This is a genomic window from Halomonas sp. SSL-5 (genome assembly GCF_030708455.1).
GTDB lineage: Bacteria > Pseudomonadota > Gammaproteobacteria > Pseudomonadales > Halomonadaceae > Halomonas.
In genome coordinates, this window is the sequence record NZ_JAUYWF010000001.1 from 230,580 (window position 1) to 252,880 (window position 22,301).

Here is a 22,301-nt window from a genome sequence, read left to right on the forward strand (position 1 = left end):
CGTGGAAAACGACATGCACGATTTCATCATCATCGGCGGCGGCATCCTGGGGATGTCCACCGCCATGCAGCTCAAGCAGGCCTACCCCGACAGCAGGATGCTGCTGCTGGAGAAGGAGGCCGGCCCGGCCCGCCACCAGACCGGCCACAACAGCGGGGTGATCCACGCCGGGGTCTACTACACCCCGGGTAGTCTCAAGGCGCGCTTCTGCCTGGAGGGCAACCGGGCCACCAAGGCGTTCTGCGACGAGCAGGGCATCGCCTACGACACCTGCGGCAAGCTGCTGGTGGCGACCAGCGAACTCGAGATGCAGCGCATGGAGGCGCTGTGGGAGCGCACCGCCGCCAACGGCCTCACGCGCGAGTGGCTCTCCGCCGCAGCCCTGGCCGAGCGCGAGCCCAATATCACCGGGCTCGGCGCCATCTTCGTGCCCTCCAGCGGTATCGTCGACTACGCCGCGGTGACCCGCGCCATGGCCGCCGAGTTCGAGCGGCTGGGCGGCGAGATCCGCTACGGCGCCGAGGTCAGCGCCCTCGAGGAGCGCCGTCAGGAGGTGGTGGTGACCAGCGGTGCCGGCGAGTTTACCGGGCGCTACCTGGTGACCTGTTCGGGGCTGATGGCCGATCGCGTGGTGCGCATGCTGGGCCACGATCCGGGGTTCACCATCTGCCCCTTCCGCGGCGAGTACTACCGCCTCCCGGACCGTCACAATCGCATCGTCAATCACCTGATCTACCCGATCCCCGACCCCTCCATGCCGTTCCTGGGCGTGCATCTGACCCGGATGATCGATGGCAACGTGACGGTCGGCCCCAACGCGGTACTGGCCTTCAAGCGCGAGGGGTATCGGCGGCGCGACGTGTCGCTGGCCGACATGGCCGGGATGTTGACCAACCCCGGCATCCTCAGGGTGCTGGGGCGCAACCTGCGTCCGGGGCTCATGGAGATGAAGAACTCCCTGCACCGGCGCGGCTATCTGGAGCTGGTGCGCAAGTACTGCCCGAGCCTGACCCTTGCGGACCTCGAGCCTTACCCGGCCGGGGTGCGCGCCCAGGCGGTGTCGCGGGATGGCAAGCTGGTGGACGACTTCCTGTTCGTGAACACCCGGCGCACCCTCAATGTGGGCAACGCCCCGTCGCCTGCCGCCACCTCGGCGCTTCCCATCGGGGCGCATATCGTCGAGCAGGTGAAGGCCATGGTGGAGAGCTGAAGCTGCGCCGCGACCATGGTGGCATTGCCGAAATTTCCGGAAAACGTAGAAATCAGGGGGTTGGGCTCTCACGCTGCGGGCGTGCTAGCTTGGGTCTGGACGTCGGCCCGGCGTCGACAACGACAATACGACAACCTGGTTCCAGGACCGGAGGAATGCCATGAAAGCCATGAAATATGCCATCGCCGCCTCGCTGATCGCGACGGCCCCGCTGGCAATCGCCCAGCAGCAGCTCTCCGTCGCCACCGGCGGCACCGGTGGCACCTACTACCCGCTGGGCGGTGGCCTGGCCGAGATGATCGGCAAGCACATCGAGGGCTATGAGGCCGTGGCCGAGGTCACCGGCGCCTCGGTGGAGAACATGGGCCTGGTGTGGCGGGGCGACTCCGACCTCGCCCTGGCACTGGCCGACACCGTCCATCAGGCCTATAGCGGCACCGGCGACTTCGAGGGCCGCCAGCTGGAGAACATCCGCGCCCTGGCCTCGGTCTATCCCAATGCCGTGCAGCTCGTGACCCTGGCCGACTCCGGCATCGAATCGCTTTCCGACCTCGAGGGCAAGACCGTCTCCGTGGGCGCGCCGGGCAGCGGCACCGAGCTCAACGCCCGGGCGCTGCTCGAGGCCAATGGCATCACCTACGATGACTTCGACCCGCGCCGGCTCAACTTCAACGAGACCGCCGATGCCATCCGCGACGGCGATATCGCCGCCGGCTTCTGGAGCGTGGGGCCGCCCACCAGCTCGATCATGAACCTGGCGACCACCCGCGACATTCGCCTGATCGGCCTCAGCGACGAGGAGGCGGCCAACGCCCGCGAGGCGGTAGAGGTATTCGCTCCCTACGAGCTGCGCGCCGGCCTCTACGAGGGCATGGAAGAGGGCGTGCAGACGATCGGCATCCCCAACGTGCTGGCGGTGAGCAGCGAGATGGACGAGGAGCTCGCCTACCAGATCACCAAGATGCTCTTCGAGCGCACCGACGAGCTGATCGAGGTGCACCCGGCGGCCAACGACACCACCGTGGAGTTCAGCGTCAACTCCACGCCGATCGCCTTCCATCCCGGCGCCCTGCGCTACTACGAGGAGATCGGGGCCGAGGTCCAGGACCACCAGCGTCCCTGAACGATGCGTGACGTGCGCCTGACAGCAGGGCGGGCCCGACTGCCCGCCCTGCTGCTGTGTGCGGGCCTCGTCCTGGCCGGCCCGGCGGCGGGCCAGGACGAGGCCCGCCTGGTGGTGATCGACAAGCGAGGCGAGACCCTGGTGGCTCTGCCCATGCCCGAGGGCGCGGGCTGGTGCCTGGAGTGGAACCACTCGGTGGAGGGGTTCCCGGTGCTCGACTGCTATCGCCACCGGCAGGGGCGCATGGTGCTGGAGCGCAGCCACCTGCCGGACTTCGCCGCGGGGCTCGACCATATCCCCGGTCGCGGCCGCCAGGTCTCGGACGGCGAGGGTGGCTACTGGATCGAGGAGCTCGACGAGCCGGTGCCGGGCAATGCCTATCGGCTGCGGGTGGGTGGTCCTGCCGTCGACCACCGCCTGGTGGTGGACGACGAGCGCATCAGCCTGAGCCGGTTGGCGGCAGACCAGCCGGTCACCGTGCGCCTCTCTTCTCCTGAATGAACCTTCACCTGGACTGACTCATGAGTGAATCGGGCAATTCCCCCATCGTCCCCGGCAGCCAGGCGAACCATGCCCGGCCGGTGCTGTGGCTGATCACCCTGGTGGCGGTGGGCCTGTCGCTGTTCCAGCTCTACTCCGCCGGCATCGAGCCGCTGGGGCTGTTCTACCAGCGCAGCATCCACCTGATGCTGATCATGATGCTGGCCTTCCTGATGTTCCCGGTGTTCGGCCCGCGGCGGCCGCGCGGAATCATCGGATGGCTGCTCGACGCCACCTTCTTCGCCGGGGCCCTGGTGACCGGCGGCTACCTGGTGCTCTATCTCGACGAGATCATCAACCGCGCCGGCTTCTGGAGCCAGACCGACATCGTGGTCGGCTGCATCGCCGTGGTGACCGTGCTGGAGGCGGCGCGCCGCGCCGTGGGCCTGGGCATGACGGTTATCGGGGTGGTCGCTCTCCTCTATGCCTTCGCCGGCCCGCGCGGGGACCTGCCCTGGCTGGGGCAGTGGCTGCCCGGCATTCTGGAGCATCGTGGCTACAGCCTGGACCGCCTGGTGGGCCAGCTCTACCTGGGGCAGGAGGGCATCTTCGGCCTGCCCATGGGCGTGGCGGCCACCTATATCTTCATCTTCGTGCTGTTCGGTGCCTTCCTCGAGATCACCGGCGCCGGCAGGTTCTTCATCGACCTGGCCTATGCCGCCACCGGCCGCCAACGCGGCGGGCCGGCCAAGGCCGCGGTGATCGCCTCGGCCGGCATGGGCTCGATCTCCGGCAGTGCCATCGCCAACGTGGTGACTACCGGGGCCTTCACCATTCCGCTGATGAAGCGCCTGGGCTACAAGCCCCACCAGGCCGGCGGCATCGAGGCGGCGGCCTCCACCGGCGGGCAGATCATGCCGCCGCTGATGGGGGCCGGCGCCTTCCTGATCGCCGAGTACACCCGGATGCCCTACCTGGAAGTGGTCAAGGTCAGCATCCTGCCGGCGATCATGTACTTCGGCACCGTCTATCTCTTCGTGCATATCATTGCCCTCAAGCAGGGCATGCAGGGGATGGCGAAGAGCGAGCTGCCCCAGATGCGCGACGTGATGCGCTACGGCTGGCACTTCCTGCTGCCGCTGGCGGTGCTGGTGTGGCTGCTGGTGATGAACATGTCGCCGATGCGGGTGGGCTACTTCGCCATCCTCACCATGCTTGCCGTGGCGGTGCTGCGCTTCCTGGTGTGGTTCTTCCTCGTGGCGCCGAAACAGGGTGAGCCGGTGACCGGCGAGCGGCTGGTCACCGCCGGTCGCAGCGGCCTGGTGAAGCTGCTCGGCGGACTGGAGCTGGGCGCGCGCAATGCCGTGGCGGTCTCCATGGCCTGCGCGGTGGCCGGCATCATCGTCGGCGTGGTGGGGCTGACCGGGCTGGGGCTGAAGTTCTCCTCCATGATGCTGGCCTTCTCCGGCGGCAACCTGCTGCTGGCGCTGATCATGGTGCTGCTGGCCAGCCTGGTGCTGGGCATGGGCCTGCCGGTGACCGCCAGCTACATCGTGCTGATCGTGCTGGTGGGGCCGGCGCTCACCGCCGAGTTCGGCGTGCCGCTGCTGATCGCCCACCTGGTGGTGTTCTGGTACTCCCAGGACTCCAACGTCACGCCACCCATCGCCCTGGCCGGCTTCGCCGGGGCGGCCATCGCCGGGGCCAAGCCGATGGAGACGGGCTTCCAGGCCTGGAAGTTCGCCAAGGGGCTCTACCTGATCCCGCTGTTCATGGTCTACAACCCGGAGATCATCATGGGTGGGCCCTGGCCGCTGCTGATCTGGACCGCGGTGACCGGCTTCCTGGCCCTGGCGGCCTTCGCCGCGGCGCTGGAGGGGTACCTGTTCACCCGCATGGGCTGGCCGCTGCGGGTGCTGCTGCTGCCGGCCATCGTGGCGGTGTTCTATCCCAGCCTGATGGTGGAGGCCGTCGGCGCCGCGGTGATGCTGGCGGTGATCGTCGCCAACTGGATGGCGAGCCGGCGGGTCGAGTCGGCCTGATACACGAAGGCCCGCCCGGGTAACCGGGCGGGCCTTCGTGGCGTGATCGCGGAGCGAGGCTTACTGGGTAGAGGCCTCGGCCTCGACTTCGGCCTCTGCGGAGGCATCCGCGGCCTCGTCGGTGCCAGAGGCCATCTCCTGGGCGCTCTCGACCAGTTCGTTGGTCTTCTCGCGGGCGGCGTCCACGGCGTCGGCGGTGGCCTCGCGGGCGGAGTCCACGGCATCGGCGGTGGCGTCGCGGGCGGCATCCAGGGCGCTGGCGGTCTCCTCGGCGGCCTCGTCACCCGCGGCTTCGGCGGTCTCGGCTGCCTCGCTGGCCTCCTGGGCGGCTTCATCACCCGCGGCGTCCAGCGCTTCACCCGCCTCCTCGGTGGCCTGCTCGGATTCGGCGGCGGCCTCATCCAGGGCCTGTTCGGTCTCGGCGGCGGCCTCATCCAGGGCCTGTTCGGTCTCGGCGGCGGCCTCGTCCATGGCCTGCTCGGTCTCGGCGGCGGCCTCGTCCATGGCTTCGCCGGCCTGGTCGGCGGTCTGCTGGACCTCCTGCTCGGTGGTCTCTTCCTGCTGGGTGGCCTCCTCGCTGTCGGAGTCGCAGCCGACGAGCAGCAGTGAGCCGGTGAGTACCGCGGTGAAAATCAGGGAACGCTTCATTGTCAGTCTCCTTGGTGGCTTCCAGATGGGCTTGTCCTTGCTGCCCATTCACCACGACCTTAGCAGGCAATGGCGCATCTAGCATGAAACCGGCTGTCGTCGGGCGGCGACAGTCTGGCCCGGAGGAGTGGCTGTCCGCCTGGTCAAGATGACGCTGCAGGCCCGCGGCGCTAGAATGTCCGGCTTTCCTTCACGCACGCGTTACCGCTTTCCGCATCAGAGGCAGTCGCCGAGGAGCAGGCCATGCAGTCCGATACACAGGCGCCGAAGGTCGGCGTGATCATGGGGTCGAAGTCCGACTGGCCGGTGATGGAACACGCCGTGGCGATGCTCGAACGCCTGGGCGTGCCCTGCGAGACCCGGGTGGTCTCCGCCCATCGCACCCCGGACCTGCTCTTCGACTACGCCAAGGGGGCGGCCGAGCGGGGCCTTTCGGTGATCGTCGCCGGCGCCGGCGGGGCCGCCCACCTGCCGGGCATGGTGGCCTCCCAGACCGCGCTGCCGGTGCTCGGGGTGCCGGTGGAGTCCAAGGCGCTCAAGGGCCTGGACTCGCTGCTCTCCATCGTCCAGATGCCTGGTGGCATCGCCGTGGGCACGCTCGCCATCGGCAAGGCCGGCGCCACCAACGCGGGGCTGCTGGCCGCGCAGATCGTCGGCCTGCAGGACGCGACGGTGCGCGCCGCGGTGGAGGCCTTCCGCGCCGAGCAGACGCAGACGGTGCTCGACAATCCCGATCCCCGGCCCCAGCCCTGATAGCCCAAGCCCTGATAGCCCAAGCCCTGATAGAGAGAAGAGTGAGGAGAAGGACATGGAAAAAACCATGAACATCGGCGTCCTGGGTGCCGGCCAGCTCGGCCGCATGCTGGCCCTGGCGGGCTACCCGCTGGCCAACCGCTTCACCTTCCTCGACACCACCGGCCACCCCAGCGCCGGCATCGGGGACGTGATGATCGACACCGACCGCAAGCACCTCGAGGCCTTCCTCGAGAAGGTGGACCTCGTCACCTACGAGTTCGAGCACCTGCCGGTCTCGCTGGTCCAGGCGATCGAGGAGGTCAGGCCGGTCTACCCTTCGAGCGAGGCGATCCGCGTCTGCCAGAACCGCGCCGAGGAGAAGGCGCTGTTCGACCGCCTGGGCATCCCCACCCCGGCCTACCGCCTGGTGGAGCACGCCGACGAACTGGAGGCCGCGGCCCAGGAGCTTGGCTGCCCGGTGGTGGCCAAGTCGGTTACCGAGGGTTACGACGGCAAGGGCCAGGCGGTGATCCGCGACCCCGCCGAGGCCCATGAGGCGTGGCGTACCATCAACCACCCGCGGCTGATCGTGGAGGCCTTCGTCGACTTCGTGCGCGAGGTCTCGATCATCGCCGTGCGCGGGCGCAACGGGGAGGTGGCCTTCTACCCCATGGCCGAGAACCAGCACGAGGACGGCATCCTGCGCTACTCCATCGCACCCATGCCGGATCTGGGCGAGAGCGTCCAGCAGACCGCCGACGGCTACATCCGCGCGCTGCTCGACGAGCTCGACTACGTGGGCGTGCTGACCCTGGAGTTGTTCCAGTGTGCCGACGGCAGCCTGCTGGCCAACGAGATGGCGCCCCGGGTGCACAACTCCGGCCACTGGTCCATCGACGGCGCGGTGACCAGCCAGTTCGAGAACCACCTGCGTGCCATCCAGGGGCTGCCGCTGGGCGATACCTCGGCGCGCATGCCGACCTGCATGGTCAACGTGATCGGCCGCGAGGGCGAGCCGGCCGAGATCCTGGCCCTGCCGGACGCCCACCTGCACCGCTACGACAAGAGCGAGCGCGCCGGGCGCAAGCTGGCCCACGTCAACCTGCTGGCGCCCTCCCACGAGGAACTGCTGGAGCGGGTGCGCGCCTGTGCGGCCCTGCTGCCGGACGCCCCGGCACCGCGTTTCAGCTTCGAGTAGGCCCGGCGCACCCGCCGCCGTGAGGAAGGCCCCGCAAATGCGGGGCCTTCTTCGTTGGTGCAGGGCATGGCAGCGGCGGGGGGTCAGGTTGCCGTGCGGCGCCCCTTGAGTCCCACCACGGCACAGGCGACCCCGATCAGCACCATCACGACGCTGACCCAGAAGGGGCTGTAGAAGGTGGTGTAGACCTCCCAACCCATCAGGCCGAGCACATCGGAGAACAGCGTCGGGGCACCGACGAGATGGCCACCCAGGGTGCCGGCGGCGGCGAAGAACAGCCCGCCGATCAGCGCGAGGAGCACCAGTACCCAGCGCCGTGCGCCGTCGAAGGCCGCACTGCCGGCCCGCCAGACCAGCACGGTCAGCATGGTGAAGATACCCAGCGACCAGAGCGCCATCAGGATGTGGTTGCGGGCCAGGGGGCTGTGGGTGCTGGCCGCCAGTGGCCAGACCAGGAACCCCGTGACGATGGCGGCCAGGGCGCCGAGCAGGCTGAGGACCAGCACCGGCAGCAGCGCGGCGCGACTGAGGTCGGCCATCCGACCGGGCAGCAGGGCGCCGACCAGGATCATCAGGGTGGCGAGTGCCCAGAAGCCCAGCGGGAAGTGGACGAGCATATGGTGCATGCCGGTCATGAGCGGTCTCCTTCACGAGTGGTACGGAAGCCGGGAAGCAGGGCAAGGGTCACCCCGAGCATGGCGATCAACCCGGCCAGCAGGGTCATCCACCAGCGCCAGGTGATGACGTCGTTGAACTCCATCTCCACGCCGTAGAGCGCCAACTGCTTCTCGCTGTGGCGTGCACGTACCGGTGTGCCCTCGGCGATGTCCCCCGCCCCGGCATGGGCGCGGCTGATCAACAGCGGCCAGTCCACCTGCCCGGGGTAGAAGAGGGTCATGTCGAACCAGTCATCGCTCCACTCGGGCGAACTCCCCGAGAAGCTGGCGGCCTGGAGGTCGGCATCCCGTCCCAGCCCCAGCGAGTAGGGGTGCGAGACATAGTGCCAGCGGCTGCCGGTGGCGTTGCGGTAGACGGCGATGCCGATGTCGTAGAGCCCTTGCTCGGCGAGGATCTTGTCGTCCAGCGGGTTGCCGGTGTCCAGGTCGCGCACCAGGGTCACGTCCCAGTAACCGTCCTCCCAGCGTGCCTGGCCGTGCACGGCGATGCTGCCCCGCGAGCCCTCGGGCTGGCGCAGCAGGCGGCGAGGGATGACATCGCCCTCCTGCCAGTCATGGTCGGGGTCGAAGTCGACCCGGTTGTCTTCCGACAGGTAGTAGATGCCGTCGAAGTCGACCTCGCCGGAGGTCACGTCCTCCCAGCGCAGGGCGCGCTGGCCCGTCTGCTCGGGGTCGAGCATCCAGCGTGGTTGGCCATTGTCGCCATCCCAGTTGGTGGTATAGGGCCCCGAGCCCGCATCGCTGTTGCGATATTCGCCGATCCACTGGTCGTCCGAGGCGCCGATGGGGTTGGAGCGTCCCGCCCGCCAGTGCCAGAGGTCGAGGAAATAGCCGGCCTCACGCTGGGCGGCGAGGACGTCGGCATCCGCCACGCTGCGCCAGTCGTTCTGGTCGCTGCGGGTGGCGGGCAGGTACTTGCGCACGTCGCTTTGCCCCAGCTGCTCCCCGAGGTGGGGGTGCTCGGCGACCTCGGCCGGGCTGGCCGAATCGCTGAAGAAGCGCATCCGGTCACCCACGGTGATGTAGCCGCCATAGCGGCCGAAGTCGGGGACCCCACCGTCGTCCACCAGCATGGCGACCCGGTCCTCGTAGGTGCCGTCGGGATCGGGGCCCGGCCGGGAGTTGCCGTGGCGGACCCACTCGCCCTCCGTGTAGCGCAGCATGTCGTGGTAGACATGGGCCCGCTCGGCGGGCCAGCGGTAGCGGAAGAAGATCTGCTCCGCGTTGTAGGCGGCCTGGACCTGCAGCGGCATGGTCAGCTCATCGGGGATCGAGATGTTGCGCTCCGGGTCATCCTGGATCGCACCGGTTCCCTGGGTGACCCAGGCCAGCCCCAGCGCGACGGGCAATCCCAGGACCAGCCAGGGAGTGGCGCCCTTGTCGTGACGTGCCATGTGATCTCCTGAACCAGAGAGTAAGGTGGTGATATGCCTCTTCAGTATGGTTCCATGTTGATGATTTGTTATGACAGAAATCAATTTGTATGTGGTAAGACGCTGCCTGAGCAGATCGGGGGCTTCCGTCGGCGACCATGAATGGCTCGCCTTACGCATGAGGAACCGACATGCAACACCCTCCCAGAGCCTGTGATACTGCCCTGGCGCCCGCCGTGCTGCGGGCGACCCGCCCCGGCTTCCTGATCCTGGCGCCGCTCTGTGTGCTGCTGGGCATCCTGCTGGCGGCTCGTCAGCCGATCGCCATCGCCCCGCGGGAGGTGATGCTGGTGCTGGTTGGTGGCCTGCTGGCGCATGCGGCGGTCAACCTGCTCAACGAATACGAGGACTTTCGCTCCGGGCTCGACGAGATGACCCTGCGTACCCCCTTCTCGGGCGGCAGCGGTGCGCTCCCTGCCTCCCCCGGGGCGGCGCCCGCGGTGCTGGCCGCGGGGCTCGCGGCCCTGACCGGGGTGGTGGCGATCGGTGGCTACTTCCTGTGGGCACGGGGCTGGCCGATGCTCGCCGTGGGCGTGCCGGGGCTGGCGCTGATCGTCGCCTATACCCGCTGGATCACTCGCTCGCCATGGCTGTGCCTGCTGGCGCCGGGGCTGGGCTTCGGCCCCTTGGTGATCCTGGGCAGCCTGGTCGCGCTGGGCGGCTGGCCCGACGCGGCGGCACTCATCGTGGCGGCGGTGGCGGGGCTGCTGGTCAGCGAGCTGCTGTTGCTCAACCAGTTTCCCGACTGCGAGGCGGATCGACGCGTCGGCCGGCGTCATCTGCCGATCCTGCTGGGTCGGCGACGCGCCGCCCGGCTGGTGGCCGCTCTGCTGCTTGGCGGCCAGGCGCTGGTCGGCATGGGGGTGCTGTTCGGTGGCTTGCCTGCGTCGGCCGGGCTCGCCTGGCTGGCACTCCCCGGGGCGCTTTGGGTGGCCTGGCGCCTGCCCGGAGTGCTGGAGGAGCGTGCCCGCCTGGAGGCGCTGATGGGCCTCAACGTGAGCGTGCTGCTGACCACGCTGGCGCTACTGGGGCTGGGGCTGTGGTTGAACTGAGGCGTGCCCCATGAGTGAATCCGGCTTCCCCTTCCCGCTGCACCTGACCCCCGCCGCCTCCGCCCTGGTGTTCCTGGGGGTGATCCTCTCCGTGAGCATCCTGGCCGACGTGGTGGCCAGACGCACTCGTCTGCCGCGGATCTCGCTGCTGGTGCTGGTCGGCCTGGGGGTGGCGGTGGTTCAGCAACTGGTGCTGGGCCAGGCCGAGCCGGCGCCGCTGGATGGCCTGGGCGAGCCGTTGATCCAGCTGGCGCTGGTGATGGTGGCCTTCTTGCTGGGCGGTGAACTCACCGTCGAGCGGATGCGCAGCACGGGCCCGTTGATCCTGATCCTGTCACTGTCGGTGATCATGGTGGGCGCACTGCTGCTGGGGGTGGGGCTCCTGGCGCTGGGGTTCCCGCTGGCGGTGGCGGTATCACTGGCCGCCATCTCGGTGGCCACCGACCCGGCGGCGGTCAGCGAGAGCGTGCGCGAGAGTGGCGATACGCGGCTGCGGGCCAGGCTGCTGCTGGGCATCGTGGCCATCGACGATGCCTGGGGCATCCTCGCCTTCGGCCTGGCCATGACGCTGCTCGGCTGGTGGCTCTCCGGGGATGGTCAGGCCGCCCTGGCCATGGCCGGATGGGAGCTGGGCGGGGCGCTGCTGCTGGGCGCGGCGATCGGCTTGCCGGCGGCCTGGCTGACCGGTCGGCTGCGCCCCGGGGAGCCGACCCAGGTGGAGGCGATCGCCCTGATCCTGCTGCTGGCCGGGCTCTCCAGCTGGCTCGAGGTCTCGGCGCTGCTGGCCGCCATGGTGGCCGGGGCGCTGGTGGCCAACCTGTCGCGCCACCATACCCGCTCGTTCAACGAGGTCGAGCATATCGAGTGGCCCTTCCTGGTGTTCTTCTTCGTGCTCTCGGGCGCCAGCGTCGACCTGCGCCATGTGGCTGACGCCCTGTGGCTGACCCTGGCCTATATCCTCCTGCGTCTGGCGGGACGCTATCTGGGGGGCTTGCTGGGTGTGCGCCTGGCGCGAGTGCGCCAGGCCGACCTGCCTCGCGATATCGGCCTGGCCCTGACGCCCCAGGCGGGGGTGGCGATGGGCATGGCGCTACTGGCCGCCGAGCGCTTTCCCGAGCACGGGCCGCTGCTGCTGTCCGCGGTGGTGGGCTCCACCCTGGTATTCGAGATGATCGGACCGCTGCTGGTGCGGTGGGTGCTGCGCCGACCGGCGCGGTGACCGGCGAGTCGTGACCAGCAAATAGTGGACAGCAGGGCAGTGAACGGCAGCACTGTGACAGGGGGGCAGGACAGCAGACGCAACAGGCCGGCTCATCGGAGCCGGCCTGTTGCGGTCTTGCGGCGGGGCGGCGGCCAGCGCCGACCCCATCGGTTCATTCTTCGCCGAAGTACCGGGCGTGGATCTCGTCGTAGGTACCGTTGGCCTTCAGTTCGGCCAGGGCCTCGTTGAAGGTCTCGGCCAGTGCCTCGTCACGCTTGCGGAAGGCGATGCCGAAGCCTTCGCCGAAGTACTCCTTGGGCTCGGTGATCTTCTTGCCCACCACCTTGTAGTCGCCGGCGTCGCTGTCGAGCAGGGTGGACTTGCCGATCGGGAAGTCGAGGAATACCGCGTCGAGGCGGCCGGAATCCATGTCCAGCACCATGTCGTCGGCGGTGGCGTAGCGGTTGACGTCGGCCACGTCGCCATACAGGTCGGTGACATAGTTGTCCTGCAGGGTGCCGCGCTGCACGCCGATGGTCAGGCCCTCGAGGGTCTCCTCGGAGGGGGTGCCGATCTCGGCGTCGCCGGGAGCGAACCAGGCCGACGGCGGGGTGATGTAGGGCTCGGAGAACAGTACCTGCTCACGGCGCTGCTCGTTGATGGTCATCGAGGACATGATGGCGTCGTACTTGCGTGCCATCAGGCCGGGGATGATGCCGTCCCAGCCCTGCACGACCCACTCGCAATCGATGCCGATCTCGGCACACAGGGCGTTGCCCAGGTCGATGTCGAAGCCGGTGAGTTCGCCGTCCGGCGTGCGGTACTCCATGGGCTCGTAGGGCACGTCGACGCCGATGCGGATGTCGCGGACCTCGGCGCTGGCGCTGCCGGCGACCAGGGCGGCGCCGAACACGCCGATGCTGAGGATCTTGTGTAGCTGCATGGGTTGGTTTCCCGTGTTGTTGGTGGAATCACCTTGTGGGTGATGACAGGCCAACCATAGCGGATCACCGGGTGGGTCGGAAGGGGGAACCGGCGTGTAGGTAAACGCTGGTTCCCAACGGTTGTTTGACGCTTGGCTCAGCCGCCCGCCGGCTTGAGGTGGGCGAGCAGGCGACGCTCCAGCCAGCGGAAGAAGTAGAGGATGGCAAAGGTCAGGCAGAGGTAGATGGCCGCCACGAACAGGAAGGCGTCGAAGGGCGCATAGAAGCGCGCATAGACGAAGCGTGCCGCCCCGGTGAGGTCCATGATGGTGACCACGCTTGCTATGGCACTGGCGTGAAGCATGAAGATCACCTCGTTGCCGTAGGCGGGCAGGGCGCGGCGGAAGGCGCTGGGCAGCACGATCCGCCGCAGCATCAGGCCATGGGACATCCCGTAGGCCCGCGCCGCCTCGATCTCGCCGCGAGCCGTGGCCTTGATGGCGCCGCGGAAGATCTCCGTGGTGTAGGCCGCGGTGTTGAGGGTGAAGGCGATCAGCGCCGGCACGAAGGGTTTCTCCAGGATCACCCACAGCCAGGTGTCCTGGATGCCCTCGACGAACACCACGCCGTAGTAGATCAGGTAGAGCTGGACCAGCAGCGGCGTGCCGCGGAACACGTAGCAGTAGAGGAAGATCGGCAGGCTGATCCAGCGATGCCGCGAGCCGCGGCCGATGGCCAGCGGCACCGCCATCACCAGGCCGATCACCAGCGACAGGAACACCAGTTGCACGGTGGTGACCAGCCCCTCGCCGTAGTAGCCGAGGGTCTGCAGGGTGAAGATGCTGTTGTCGGCCAGCAGTGCCTCGAGACGGCTTGTCAGGGCCTCCATCACTTGACCTCCCCGAAGCCGACGTCATAGCGCTTCTGCAGGCGGGCGAAGGCCCACTCGGAGACGCTGGCGATCAGCAGGTAGACCGCCGCGACGATGATCATGAAGGTGAAGGGTTCGCGGGTCGCCTTGGAGGCCTCGGCGGCCACGCGCACCATGTCGGAGAGGCCGATCACCGAGACCAGGGCGGTGGTCTTGAGCAGCACCATCCAGTTGTTCGAGAGCCCGGGAATGGCGTGGCGCATCATCTGCGGGAAGCGGATGCGCCGGAACACCAGCCAGGGGCCCATGCCGTAGGCGCGGCCGGCCTCGATCTGTCCGCTGTCCACGGCCAGGAAGGCGCCGCGGAAGGTCTCGCCCATGTAGGCGCCGAAGATCAGCCCGATGGTGATCACCCCCGCCACGAACTCGTTGATGTTGATGAAGACATCCCAGCCGAAGCGCGCGTAGAGCTGATCGGTGATCGCGTTGATGCCGATCTGGCCGCCGAAGAACAGCAGCATCATCAGCACCAGGTCGGGCACGCCGCGGATGATGGTGGTGTAGAGAGTGCCGGTGGCGTGGGCCATGCGGCTGCGTGACATCTTGGCGCTGGCGGTGATCAGGCCCAGCACGATGGCCAGGACCAGCGACAGCGCCGCCAGTTCGACGGTGACCAGCGCGCCCTCGGCGAGACGTGGGCCGTAACCGTGAAGATCGATCATGGGACTCTCCTCGTGGGCCGGCTCAGTGCTTGGGGGCCAGGAACTGCCGGAGCCGCTCCGAGCGCGGGTTGCCGAACACCGCCTCGGGCGGGCCGGACTCCTCGATCACGCCCTGATGCAGGTAGATCACCTGGCTGGAGACGTCGCGGGCGAAGGCCATCTCGTGGGTCACCAGGATCATGGTGCGGCCCTCCTCGGCGAGGTCGCGCATGACCTTGAGCACGTCGCCGACCAGTTCGGGGTCCAGCGCCGAGGTGGGCTCGTCGAACAGCATCACCTCGGGGTCCATGGCCAGCGCCCGGGCGATGGCGCCGCGCTGCTGCTGGCCGCCGGACATCTGGGCCGGGTAGGCGTCGGCGCGCTCGGTGAGGCCCACGCGTTCGAGCAGCGCCCGGGCGTGCTCGATGGCCTCCTTCTTCGGCTTGCCGAGCACATGCACCGGTGCCTCGATGATGTTCTCCAGCAGGGTCATGTGCGCCCAGAGGTTGAAGTTCTGGAAGACCATGGAGAGCCGCGCGCGCATGCGCACCACCTGCTTCCAGTCGGCCGGTTCGCGGCCGTGCTTCGTCTCCTTGAAGCGGATCGCCTCGCCGTGGACGATCACTTCGCCCTCGTCGGGCTGTTCTAGCAGGTTCATGCAGCGCAGGAAGGTGCTCTTGCCGGAGCCGGAGGCGCCGATCAGTGTGATCACGTCACCCTTGTGGGCCTCGAGCGACAGCCCCTTGAGGACTTCGGTATCGCCGAAGCGCTTGGTGATGTGGCGCACTTCCAGCGGAATCGGGGTTTCAGCCATGGGTCGGGCTCCAGCTCGTGGGCGGTCCGCCGCATCGAGGGTCGGGAATGAAAAAAGGGGGGATTCTAACAGGCCGGAGGATTTCCGGAAGGGGACCGTAGCCAACGGGGTAGTCTACCCCTGTACGGGGTGTGGATGGCATGGGGCATGGGGAGTCTCCTGATGATTATTGTTGTATCGAGGGAGGGGGGAAGCATCATGCCGGTGGCGGGCTCGGCACCACCAGCAGCGCCGCCCGGGCACCGACCTCGACCGCGGCGTTGGGGAAGACCACCGCCAGCGGCACTTCGGCGACGCGGGTCTCGCCCTGCTCGCCATCCTCGGCGAGCAGGGTGCCCGGGGCGAACTCGGTGAAGTTGGGGGTGTCCTCGGCGAAGGCCAGGCGGAAGTCCACGCTGTGGCGAATCAGCTCGTGCTCGACGCGGAAGAACACCAGGTGCGCCGGGTCGGCTTCGGCCGGGCGCCGGCCCGTTAGCAGCGCCTCGAGCATCCGCCCCATGGGCGCCAGCGGGGCCAGGTCATTGTGGCCGAAGGGCAGGGCGTGGCCCAGCTCCAGGGTAAAGGCCTGGGCACCATGGTAGTACTTGCTGAAATGGGAGAAGGTCCAGCTGTGGCAGTGCTGGTGCAGCACCGCCTGGATCCCCGCCGCGGCCAGCCAGCGCCACTGGTCGGCCTCCACGGTGGTGGCTTCGCTCCATGGGCTGACCGCAAAGTGTGGATAGCGACTGCCGCGGATGGCGGTATGCAGGTCGTAATGCAGGCGCGGGCGGTCGGCATTGCGCGTAAAGAAGGTATCGATTGCGGCCATCAGCTCCCGGGCACGTGTCGCTTCCCTGCCTCGCTCGGCCGGGTCACGACGAAACAGCCGGTTGAGGTTGGTGGTGACGAAGCGCACCTCATGGCGGATTGCGTCGGGGCTGCCCAGGATCAGCAGGACCGGCGCCCCCAGTGCCGCCTTGCCCTCGGAGAGACGCTCGAGACAGGCCTGCAGCAGCTCGATGGGCGCGGTCTCGTTGCCGTGGATGCCCACCGAGAGCACGCAGGCGCGGGCCTCGGCGGCGGGGCGTTCGGGCACCAGCTCCAGCAGCCCCTCCCCATGCGGCACGGCGCGTCCCCCGGGCAGGGTGAAGGGGGCGATGGTCTCGCCATCCAGGCAGCGCTGGATCCAGGTCGCCAGCGGCTCGCGGGATGCCGATGGGGGGCGCGACGGGCTCATGGGTCAGATCCTCGACGGTGGGTCATACGGCTACCTTCCGCCAGGCGGCGACGGCGGGCAAGGGGCACGTCGACCGCGTGAAAGTGTCGGTGCCAGGGTGAAAGTCGCCGCCAGCGGGACCTTTGGCCTATGGGGCGGCCGGTGGGGCGGCGCTATGCTGGGCACCGCTGACCGCCATGACCCGTCCACGCCTGCCCTTATCCAGTCTGCCAGGAGCCCGCCATGCCCGCCGCCCCCGTTTTGCCACCTTCGCCCCTGGAGGGCCACTACGATGCCCCGGCACGCGCCGGCGGCGAGCCGCTGGTGGTGCGCCTGGCGGCCGCCTTCCGCGCGGCGGGGCATGATCCCGAGCACCTGAGTCTCGACGAGGTCGCCGGGATCGACCAGCTGCATCTGGGCGGGCGTCGGGCCAGCCGCCACCTGGCGGTGTTGGGCAGGCTCACGCCCGGTGAGCGGGTGCTGGACGTGGGCTGCGGCACCGGCGGCGCCAGCCGTCTGCTGGCCGACGAGTTCGGCTGCGAGGCGGTGGGAGTGGACATCACCGCGGCCTTCGTCGCGGCGGCCGAGTGGCTCAGTCGCGCCACCGGCATGGCCGACCACACCCATTTCCTGTGTGCGGATGCGGCGTACTCGCCGCTGCCCGGTCGTGCCTTCGATGCGGTGTGGTGCCAGCACGCGCTGATGAACATGCCCGAGGTGGCGGCGGTGCTGGCGGAGTGGCGCCGGTTGCTGGTGCCCGGCGGGCGGGTGCTGCTCCACGAGGTGGTCGCCGGCGACAACCCCGAGCCCCTGGCACTGCCGGTGCCCTGGGCCAGCACGCCGGCGGCGAGCCACCTGCAGACACGGGAAGCACTCGAGACACGTCTGGCCGAGGCGGGATTCGTGATCGAGGCACTCGAGGACGCGACCGAGACGGCCCTGGCCTGGCGACAGAAGCACAGCCGTCGCGAGGCCACCGCGGCGGCCCCCGGCGGCCCGGCACTGCCCGGGCCGGGGCTGATCTTCGGCGAGCGCTTCGCCGAGATGGGGCGCAACCTGCGCGACAACCTGGCGGCGGACCGGGTGCGCATCCTGGCCGGCTGCTGGCGGCTGGCATGAGACCAATGCCACGCACCGCTGGACCGCTCGCTTCGGCTTCCGCCTGGCTGCGTTCCAAACCCTAACCCGTGATGCGCGCGGCGATGGCCAGTCCCAGGCCCTCGGTGGTGCCGGTGCCGCCCACATCCGGCGTCAGCACGTTGCTGTCGCCCTCGGCGAGCACCGCCTCGAAGGCGGCGACGATGGCGTCCGCTGCCTCCTGATGGCCCAGGTGCTCGAGCATCATCGCCGCCGACCAGATCTGGCCGATGGGGTTGGCGATGCCCTTGCCCGCGATGTCCGGGGCGCTGCCGTGCACCGGCTCGAACAGGCTCGGGAAGGTGCCCTCCGGGTTGATGTTGGCCGAGGGCGCCACGCCGATGGTGCCGGTGCAGGCCGGGCCCAGGTCGGAGAGGATGTCGCCGAACAGGTTGCTGGCCACCACCACATCGAACCAGTCCGGGTGCATCACGAAGTTGGCGGTGAGGATGTCGATATGGAACTGGTCCACCGACACCTCCGGGTAGTTCGCCCCCATCGCCTTCACGCGCTCGTCCCACCAGGGCATGGTGATGGCGATGCCGTTGGACTTGGTGGCCGAGGTGAGCTTCTTCCTCGGGCGTGATCGGGCCAGCTCATAGGCGAACTTCAGCACCCGGTCGGTGCCGTGGCGGGTCATCACCGTCTCCTGGATCACCACCTCGCGCTCGGTGCCCTCGAACATCTTCCCGCCGACACTGGAGTACTCGCCCTCGGTGTTCTCGCGCACCACGTAGAAGTCGATGTCGCCGGGCCTGCGGTCGGCCAGGGGGCTCCTGATGCCGGGCAGCAGCCGGCAGGGGCGCAGGTTGACGTACTGGTCGAAGCGGCGGCGGAACTGCAGCAGCGAGCCCCACAGCGAGACGTGGTCGGGCACGGTCTCGGGCCAGCCCACGGCGCCGTAGAAGAGGGCGTCGAAGCCCTTGAGTTGGTCGAACCAGTCGTCGGGCAGCATCTGGCCGTGCTCGGCGTAGTAGTCGCAGCTGGCGAAGTCGAAGGGGGTGAGCTCGATCTCGATGCCGAAGCGCTCGGCGGCGGCCTTCAGGGCGCGCACGCCCTCGGGCATCACCTCCTTGCCGATGCCGTCGCCGGGGATCACTGCGATGCGCTGTGCCATGTAGCTTTCTCCTCTTCTCGGTGCCGGGAATGCTCCTACTCTAGCCCCTGACAGCCGCCGCGTCTGTGGACGCCTGGCCAGTCGCGCCGGATCAGGACGCCGGGGACGAATACCCAGGATGCGCTCGCTGTTGTTCCCTCGAGACCGCGAGTCAGGCAAGCGGATCCTGTTAGGGGGCTAATTTATAAGAGGGGAACTTCAGCCACAAAGCAGAGTCTTCTGGTCACGGATGGTAGTGCACAGGGCGTTGTATCACTTGGCTTTCAGCCACGATGTCGCGGCTTGCGACGGGGACTTATGGAGGTAGATCATGAACAGGATGCAAGGCTTGACGCTTGGTGCATTGGCCGTCTCTCTGATGCTGGGCCTGGCGGCGTGCTCTGGCATGTCGACCCAGGACAGGAACACTGCCCTCGGTGCGGGTGTCGGGGCCGTCGGCGGCTCGGTACTGACGGGAGGCAGCACGGCTGGTACCGTTGGCGGTGCCGTGGTGGGTGGCGTTATCGGGCACCAGGTCGATGACGACGATGATTGACAAGTGAGCGTGGCGCAGCCGATCTCCCATCTCGGGATCGGTTGCGCCAACGGGTACTCTCCATAAGCTAGAATTTGTCGTCGTCGCATTGCTGCCGGTACTGTTGAGGCGGTGGCCAGGCCATCGACCGCGACATCCATACGGTCAGAAATATCCGAACCGCCGGGCGGGCGGAGTGTGTTCAAATTACCTACCCCCGTGCAGCGGAGCCTCTCCTCGTGAACGTCATCATGTTTACCAACACCTTCCTGCCGATCGTTGGCGGCGTCAGCGAGTCGGTGCAGCGACTGACGGTCCGCCTGCGCGAGCTCGGCCATCGGGTGCTGGTGGTGGCGCCGCGCCTGGACGGCCAAGCCGATGATGAACAGGACGTGGTGCGGGTAGTGGCCATGCAGCATTTCAACGGCAGCGACTTCTCGCTGCCGGTGCCGATCCCCGGTCAGCTCCACGAGGCGGTGGAGGCCTTCGACCCGGACATCGTGCACTCGCATCACCCCTTCCTGCTCGGCGACACCGCCGCGCGCACCGCCGAGACCTACGGCCTGCCGCTGGTGTTCACCCACCACACCCTCTATGAGCACTACACCCACTACGTGCCCGGCGACTCGCCGCGCATGCAGCGCTTCGCCGTGGCCCTGGCCACCGAGTACACCCGGCTGTGTGACGAGGTGATCGCGCCCAGCGAGAGTATCCACCGGCTGCTGATCGAGCGCGGGGCCAACGCGTCGATCAGCGTGGTGCCGAGCGGCGTGGACACGCGCCGCTTCGCGACGGGCGACGGCCGGGCCTGGCGCGAGCGGCTGGGGATTCCCGAGGCGGCCTGCGTGGTCGGTCACCTGGGGCGGCTGGCCTTCGAGAAGAACCTCGACTTCCTCGCGCGCGCCGTGGGCCTGGCGCTGGAGCGCGACGAGCGCCTCCACTGCCTGGTGGTGGGGGAGGGGGAGGCGCGCCCGGCCATGGAGGCGTGCTTCGAGGAGGCCGGCGTCGACGCGCGGGTGCACTTCACCGGGCGCCTGCAGGGCCAGGCACTGATCGATGCCTACCACGCCATGGACCTCTTCGCCTTCGCCTCCCACAGCGAGACCCAGGGCATGGTGGTGGCCGAGGCCATGGCCACCGGGCTGCCGGTGGTGGCCCTGGATGCCCCCGGGGTGCGTGAGGTGGTGCGTGATGGCGAGAACGGTCGCCTGCTGGAGGGCGATGACGCCGCGGCCATGGCCGCCGCCCTCGTGACGCTGGTCGACCCCGCGGCGCGCTCCCCCCTGGCAGAGGGGGCGCAGCGAACCGCGGCGGCCTTCGACGAGGCGCGCTGTGCCGAGCGCTGCCTCGAGGTCTACCGGCGTGCCATCGCCGCCGGTGGCCCCTTCACCCATGCCGAGGAGGGGGGCTGGGAGCGGGTGCGCCATCGCCTGGGGGCGGAGTGGCAGATGCTCCGCCACCGAGGTCGGGTGCTCGGCAAACTGGTCCACGCCACCTGGGAGGAGGAGCGTCCGGACTGGTGGCCCGGCGGGCCGGCGAAGTGATCAGCGCCGCCGGCGACGGTCGGCCCAGCGCTTGAGCGCCACCAGCAGCAGCACCGCCAGCAGCAGGCCACCGGCCCCCCAGGCGAGCTCGCCGCGGCTCTCGGCGGTGGCCAGCTCCCCCAGCTGGCTGCCCAGCAGCGTGACCCCGGCGAGCCCGGGGGCGATCCCCAGCGCCGAGCCCACCAGATAGTCCTTGAGGCGCAGGCGAAAGGCGCCGGCCATCATGTTGGTGAGGGTGAAGGGGGCCAGCGGCAGCAGGTTGACCACGGTCATGGTGCGGATGCCGCGCCCGGAGAGGTAGCGCGAGAGCCCCCTGAGGCGCTTGCCACCATGGCGCAGCAGCGCCTCGCGGCCGATGCGCCGGCCCACCCACCAGGTGACCAGCGAGGCGCCCAGAGTGCCGGCCAGGGCGTAGCCGAAGCCCCACCAGGGGCCGAACAGCAGCCCGGTCGCGCCCACCAGCAGGCTCAGCGGGAACATCACCAGCGAGGCCCCGGCGTAGACCGCCATCACCACCAGGATCGTCCAGGGCGCGTCGCGCCAGCCGGGGGCCGAGGCGGCCAGCGCCCGCAGCGCCTCCAGGGTCAGCACCCCCTCCCGGGCCAGCCACTGCCAGCCCAGCGCCAGCAGGAGCAGCGCCAGGACCACCAACAGCGGCAGCCACAGCGCGGCGGGAAGGCGGCACGACGCCCTCATGCCCGTGGCTGCGCCAGGCAGTCGATGAGTGCCTCGAGCACCCGCTCGATGGCGTCGCGCATGGCGGCGCTGTGGCGGTTGACGGTGTCGCTGCGCGGGTCGATCATCGGCGCCTCCTGGGTGACGGGCGGTGGGTCAGTGGCGCTCGGGGTGGGCCGGCAGGGGCCGCGCCTGGCACTCGGCCGGCAGGCGGGCCAGCGGCGCCTGTCGGAAGTAGCGGCCGAGCACCTCGAAGAGCGCCGGGTAGGCATCATGCAACAGGTCGGGGGCGCTGAAGAAGGCCTCGCAGCACACCGCGAAGCACTCGCCGGGGTGGGTGGCAGCGTAGTCGTCGATGGGGGTGGCCTCGCCGCGCGCCAGCCGCGCCTGGAGATCGTCCCACACCGCCATGAACGCCCGGTGCCACTCGCGTGGGTCGATCTCGGCGGGCAGCGGCGGGAAGCCATCGACATCCAGCGAGTTGCCCATGTCGAGCTTGTGGGCGAACTCGTGGATCAGCACATTGAACCCCGAGAAGTCGCCGCTCTCCATCAGGTCGGGGAAGGCCACCACCACCGGCCCCTGGTGGGAGGTCTCGCCGGCGCGCTCGTCGTCGTACTCGTGCATCACGCCGAACTCGTCCATCTCCTCCACCCGGCGCTGGAAGGCGTCGGGCATCACCAGCACCTCGTGGACGTTGGCGAAGGCCTCGCGGTGCTCCGCGTCGGACCAGCCCAGGGTGAGCAGGCAGGCCTGGGCGGCCAGCGCCAGCCGGGCCGGCAGGTCGAAGGGGGTGGCCTCGGCGAGCTCGGGGTGCAGGGTGACCCGCTTGGCGTGCAGGAAGCGCCAGGCGCGCCGGCCCAGGCGCTCGGCCTCTTCCTCGGCCAGGGCGGCGAGCAGCGCCACGCGCCCGCGGGCCTCGCCCCAGGCCGCCTCGGGGAAGGGGTGGCGCGCCGCGAAGCGCTGCTCGCGCCAGCGGCGCAGGCGGTCCAGCATCGCTCAGGCGCCTCT

At 69.1% G+C, this 22,301-nt stretch carries 22 protein-coding genes; 11 read left to right on the forward strand and 11 right to left on the reverse strand.

The features are described from left to right. Window positions 1–13 precede the first annotated feature (13 nt). The 4 genes from lhgO (at window position 14) to RAN53_RS01095 (ending at window position 4,855) form a co-directional block, all read left to right on the forward strand. Window positions 14–1,210 (forward strand): L-2-hydroxyglutarate oxidase, encoded by a 1,197-nt coding sequence (gene lhgO / locus RAN53_RS01080; protein WP_305794970.1) that lies wholly within the window; start codon window positions 14–16, stop codon window positions 1,208–1,210. A 160-nt stretch (window positions 1,211–1,370) separates the two neighbouring features. Then, window positions 1,371–2,333 carry a TAXI family TRAP transporter solute-binding subunit gene (locus RAN53_RS01085; protein ID WP_305794971.1) on the forward strand — a complete coding sequence of 321 codons (963 nt, stop codon included), beginning with the start codon at window positions 1,371–1,373 and terminating at the stop codon, window positions 2,331–2,333. Between the two features lie 3 nt (window positions 2,334–2,336). Continuing rightward, complete coding sequence (locus tag RAN53_RS01090) at window positions 2,337–2,834, forward strand: DUF1850 domain-containing protein (RefSeq protein ID WP_305794972.1); 498 nt, start codon at window positions 2,337–2,339, stop codon at window positions 2,832–2,834. A 20-nt stretch (window positions 2,835–2,854) separates the two neighbouring features. Then, entirely contained in the window at window positions 2,855–4,855 is a 2,001-nt protein-coding gene (locus tag RAN53_RS01095; RefSeq protein ID WP_305794973.1) for a TRAP transporter permease, read from the forward strand. Between the two features lie 60 nt (window positions 4,856–4,915). Here RAN53_RS01095 and RAN53_RS01100 read toward each other — a convergent pair whose 3' ends face one another. Beyond that, entirely contained in the window at window positions 4,916–5,503 is a 588-nt protein-coding gene (locus tag RAN53_RS01100) for a hypothetical protein (protein WP_305794974.1), read from the reverse strand. Between the two features lie 243 nt (window positions 5,504–5,746). Here RAN53_RS01100 and purE point away from each other — a divergent pair, with 243 nt between their 5' ends. Both purE and RAN53_RS01110 read left to right on the forward strand, forming a co-directional pair. Next, the gene (purE, locus tag RAN53_RS01105; protein ID WP_305794975.1) at window positions 5,747–6,256 is read left to right on the forward strand and encodes a 5-(carboxyamino)imidazole ribonucleotide mutase; all 510 of its coding nucleotides are present in this window, start codon (window positions 5,747–5,749) and stop codon (window positions 6,254–6,256) included. A 67-nt stretch (window positions 6,257–6,323) separates the two neighbouring features. After that, complete coding sequence (locus RAN53_RS01110; RefSeq protein WP_305795126.1) at window positions 6,324–7,436, forward strand: 5-(carboxyamino)imidazole ribonucleotide synthase; 1,113 nt, start codon at window positions 6,324–6,326, stop codon at window positions 7,434–7,436. Between the two features lie 83 nt (window positions 7,437–7,519). Here the strand turns inward: RAN53_RS01110 and RAN53_RS01115 are convergent, their stop codons facing one another. Together RAN53_RS01115 and RAN53_RS01120 are read right to left on the reverse strand one after the other, a co-directional pair. Then, window positions 7,520–8,071: a hypothetical protein gene (locus tag RAN53_RS01115; protein WP_305794976.1), complete on the reverse strand. Its 552-nt coding sequence runs from the start codon at window positions 8,069–8,071 to the stop codon at window positions 7,520–7,522. Beyond that, a complete protein-coding gene (locus RAN53_RS01120; protein WP_305794977.1) occupies window positions 8,068–9,507 on the reverse strand; it encodes an ethylbenzene dehydrogenase-related protein in 1,440 nt (479 codons plus the stop codon). Before RAN53_RS01120 ends, RAN53_RS01115 begins: the two co-directional genes overlap by 4 nt. A gap of 170 nt (window positions 9,508–9,677) precedes the next feature. Between RAN53_RS01120 and RAN53_RS01125 the strand changes: the two genes are divergently transcribed. Both RAN53_RS01125 and RAN53_RS01130 read left to right on the forward strand, forming a co-directional pair. Next, window positions 9,678–10,598: a prenyltransferase gene (locus tag RAN53_RS01125; RefSeq protein ID WP_305794978.1), complete on the forward strand. Its 921-nt coding sequence runs from the start codon at window positions 9,678–9,680 to the stop codon at window positions 10,596–10,598. 10 nt (window positions 10,599–10,608) lie between these two features. Next, window positions 10,609–11,817 (forward strand): cation:proton antiporter, encoded by a 1,209-nt coding sequence (locus RAN53_RS01130; protein ID WP_305794979.1) that lies wholly within the window; start codon window positions 10,609–10,611, stop codon window positions 11,815–11,817. A 154-nt stretch (window positions 11,818–11,971) separates the two neighbouring features. Here RAN53_RS01130 and RAN53_RS01135 read toward each other — a convergent pair whose 3' ends face one another. From RAN53_RS01135 to RAN53_RS01155, 5 genes are all read right to left on the reverse strand, one after another. Continuing rightward, window positions 11,972–12,742 (reverse strand): transporter substrate-binding domain-containing protein, encoded by a 771-nt coding sequence (locus RAN53_RS01135; RefSeq protein ID WP_305794980.1) that lies wholly within the window; start codon window positions 12,740–12,742, stop codon window positions 11,972–11,974. A 137-nt stretch (window positions 12,743–12,879) separates the two neighbouring features. After that, complete coding sequence (locus tag RAN53_RS01140) at window positions 12,880–13,611, reverse strand: ABC transporter permease (RefSeq protein ID WP_305794981.1); 732 nt, start codon at window positions 13,609–13,611, stop codon at window positions 12,880–12,882. After that, entirely contained in the window at window positions 13,611–14,315 is a 705-nt protein-coding gene (locus RAN53_RS01145) for an ABC transporter permease (RefSeq protein ID WP_305794982.1), read from the reverse strand. Before RAN53_RS01145 ends, RAN53_RS01140 begins: the two co-directional genes overlap by 1 nt. 22 nt (window positions 14,316–14,337) lie before the next feature. Further along, entirely contained in the window at window positions 14,338–15,108 is a 771-nt protein-coding gene (locus RAN53_RS01150; protein ID WP_305794983.1) for an ABC transporter ATP-binding protein, read from the reverse strand. A gap of 196 nt (window positions 15,109–15,304) precedes the next feature. Next, window positions 15,305–16,324, reverse strand: coding sequence for a succinylglutamate desuccinylase (locus tag RAN53_RS01155; protein ID WP_305794984.1), 1,020 nt, complete (start codon window positions 16,322–16,324; stop codon window positions 15,305–15,307). A 222-nt stretch (window positions 16,325–16,546) separates the two neighbouring features. Here RAN53_RS01155 and RAN53_RS01160 point away from each other — a divergent pair, with 222 nt between their 5' ends. Further along, entirely contained in the window at window positions 16,547–17,422 is an 876-nt protein-coding gene (locus RAN53_RS01160; RefSeq protein WP_305794985.1) for a class I SAM-dependent methyltransferase, read from the forward strand. A gap of 61 nt (window positions 17,423–17,483) precedes the next feature. Here the strand turns inward: RAN53_RS01160 and RAN53_RS01165 are convergent, their stop codons facing one another. Then, window positions 17,484–18,557, reverse strand: a complete 1,074-nt coding sequence (locus tag RAN53_RS01165; RefSeq protein ID WP_305794986.1) for a tartrate dehydrogenase — start codon at window positions 18,555–18,557, stop codon at window positions 17,484–17,486. A 310-nt stretch (window positions 18,558–18,867) separates the two neighbouring features. Between RAN53_RS01165 and RAN53_RS01170 the strand changes: the two genes are divergently transcribed. Continuing rightward, window positions 18,868–19,092 (forward strand): glycine zipper 2TM domain-containing protein, encoded by a 225-nt coding sequence (locus RAN53_RS01170; RefSeq protein ID WP_305794987.1) that lies wholly within the window; start codon window positions 18,868–18,870, stop codon window positions 19,090–19,092. A 218-nt stretch (window positions 19,093–19,310) separates the two neighbouring features. Next, window positions 19,311–20,615: a glycosyltransferase gene (locus RAN53_RS01175; RefSeq protein WP_305794988.1), complete on the forward strand. Its 1,305-nt coding sequence runs from the start codon at window positions 19,311–19,313 to the stop codon at window positions 20,613–20,615. Here RAN53_RS01175 and RAN53_RS01180 read toward each other — a convergent pair whose 3' ends face one another. Beyond that, window positions 20,616–21,311 (reverse strand): TVP38/TMEM64 family protein, encoded by a 696-nt coding sequence (locus RAN53_RS01180; RefSeq protein ID WP_305794989.1) that lies wholly within the window; start codon window positions 21,309–21,311, stop codon window positions 20,616–20,618. Window positions 21,312–21,446: 135 nt separating this feature from the next. Next, window positions 21,447–22,286 carry a zinc-dependent peptidase gene (locus tag RAN53_RS01185; RefSeq protein ID WP_305794990.1) on the reverse strand — a complete coding sequence of 280 codons (840 nt, stop codon included), beginning with the start codon at window positions 22,284–22,286 and terminating at the stop codon, window positions 21,447–21,449. Between the last annotated feature and the right edge of the window lie 15 nt (window positions 22,287–22,301).

Coding starts and splice junctions, on each gene's coding strand:
- RAN53_RS01140 (WP_305794981.1), bottom strand. CDS start 13,611: ATGGAGGCCCTGACAAGCCGTCTCGAGGCACTGCTGGCCGACAACAGC.
- RAN53_RS01165 (WP_305794986.1), bottom strand. CDS start 18,557: ATGGCACAGCGCATCGCAGTGATCCCCGGCGACGGCATCGGCAAGGAG.
- RAN53_RS01100 (WP_305794974.1), bottom strand. CDS start 5,503: ATGAAGCGTTCCCTGATTTTCACCGCGGTACTCACCGGCTCACTGCTG.
- RAN53_RS01135 (WP_305794980.1), bottom strand. CDS start 12,742: ATGCAGCTACACAAGATCCTCAGCATCGGCGTGTTCGGCGCCGCCCTG.
- RAN53_RS01095 (WP_305794973.1), top strand. CDS start 2,855: ATGAGTGAATCGGGCAATTCCCCCATCGTCCCCGGCAGCCAGGCGAAC.
- RAN53_RS01090 (WP_305794972.1), top strand. CDS start 2,337: ATGCGTGACGTGCGCCTGACAGCAGGGCGGGCCCGACTGCCCGCCCTG.
- lhgO (WP_305794970.1), top strand. CDS start 14: ATGCACGATTTCATCATCATCGGCGGCGGCATCCTGGGGATGTCCACC.
- RAN53_RS01155 (WP_305794984.1), bottom strand. CDS start 16,324: ATGAGCCCGTCGCGCCCCCCATCGGCATCCCGCGAGCCGCTGGCGACC.
- RAN53_RS01145 (WP_305794982.1), bottom strand. CDS start 14,315: ATGATCGATCTTCACGGTTACGGCCCACGTCTCGCCGAGGGCGCGCTG.
- RAN53_RS01150 (WP_305794983.1), bottom strand. CDS start 15,108: ATGGCTGAAACCCCGATTCCGCTGGAAGTGCGCCACATCACCAAGCGC.
- RAN53_RS01085 (WP_305794971.1), top strand. CDS start 1,371: ATGAAAGCCATGAAATATGCCATCGCCGCCTCGCTGATCGCGACGGCC.
- RAN53_RS01110 (WP_305795126.1), top strand. CDS start 6,324: ATGAACATCGGCGTCCTGGGTGCCGGCCAGCTCGGCCGCATGCTGGCC.
- RAN53_RS01185 (WP_305794990.1), bottom strand. CDS start 22,286: ATGCTGGACCGCCTGCGCCGCTGGCGCGAGCAGCGCTTCGCGGCGCGC.
- RAN53_RS01170 (WP_305794987.1), top strand. CDS start 18,868: ATGAACAGGATGCAAGGCTTGACGCTTGGTGCATTGGCCGTCTCTCTG.
- RAN53_RS01180 (WP_305794989.1), bottom strand. CDS start 21,311: ATGAGGGCGTCGTGCCGCCTTCCCGCCGCGCTGTGGCTGCCGCTGTTG.
- RAN53_RS01120 (WP_305794977.1), bottom strand. CDS start 9,507: ATGGCACGTCACGACAAGGGCGCCACTCCCTGGCTGGTCCTGGGATTG.
- purE (WP_305794975.1), top strand. CDS start 5,747: ATGCAGTCCGATACACAGGCGCCGAAGGTCGGCGTGATCATGGGGTCG.
- RAN53_RS01125 (WP_305794978.1), top strand. CDS start 9,678: ATGCAACACCCTCCCAGAGCCTGTGATACTGCCCTGGCGCCCGCCGTG.
- RAN53_RS01115 (WP_305794976.1), bottom strand. CDS start 8,071: ATGACCGGCATGCACCATATGCTCGTCCACTTCCCGCTGGGCTTCTGG.
- RAN53_RS01130 (WP_305794979.1), top strand. CDS start 10,609: ATGAGTGAATCCGGCTTCCCCTTCCCGCTGCACCTGACCCCCGCCGCC.
- RAN53_RS01160 (WP_305794985.1), top strand. CDS start 16,547: ATGCCCGCCGCCCCCGTTTTGCCACCTTCGCCCCTGGAGGGCCACTAC.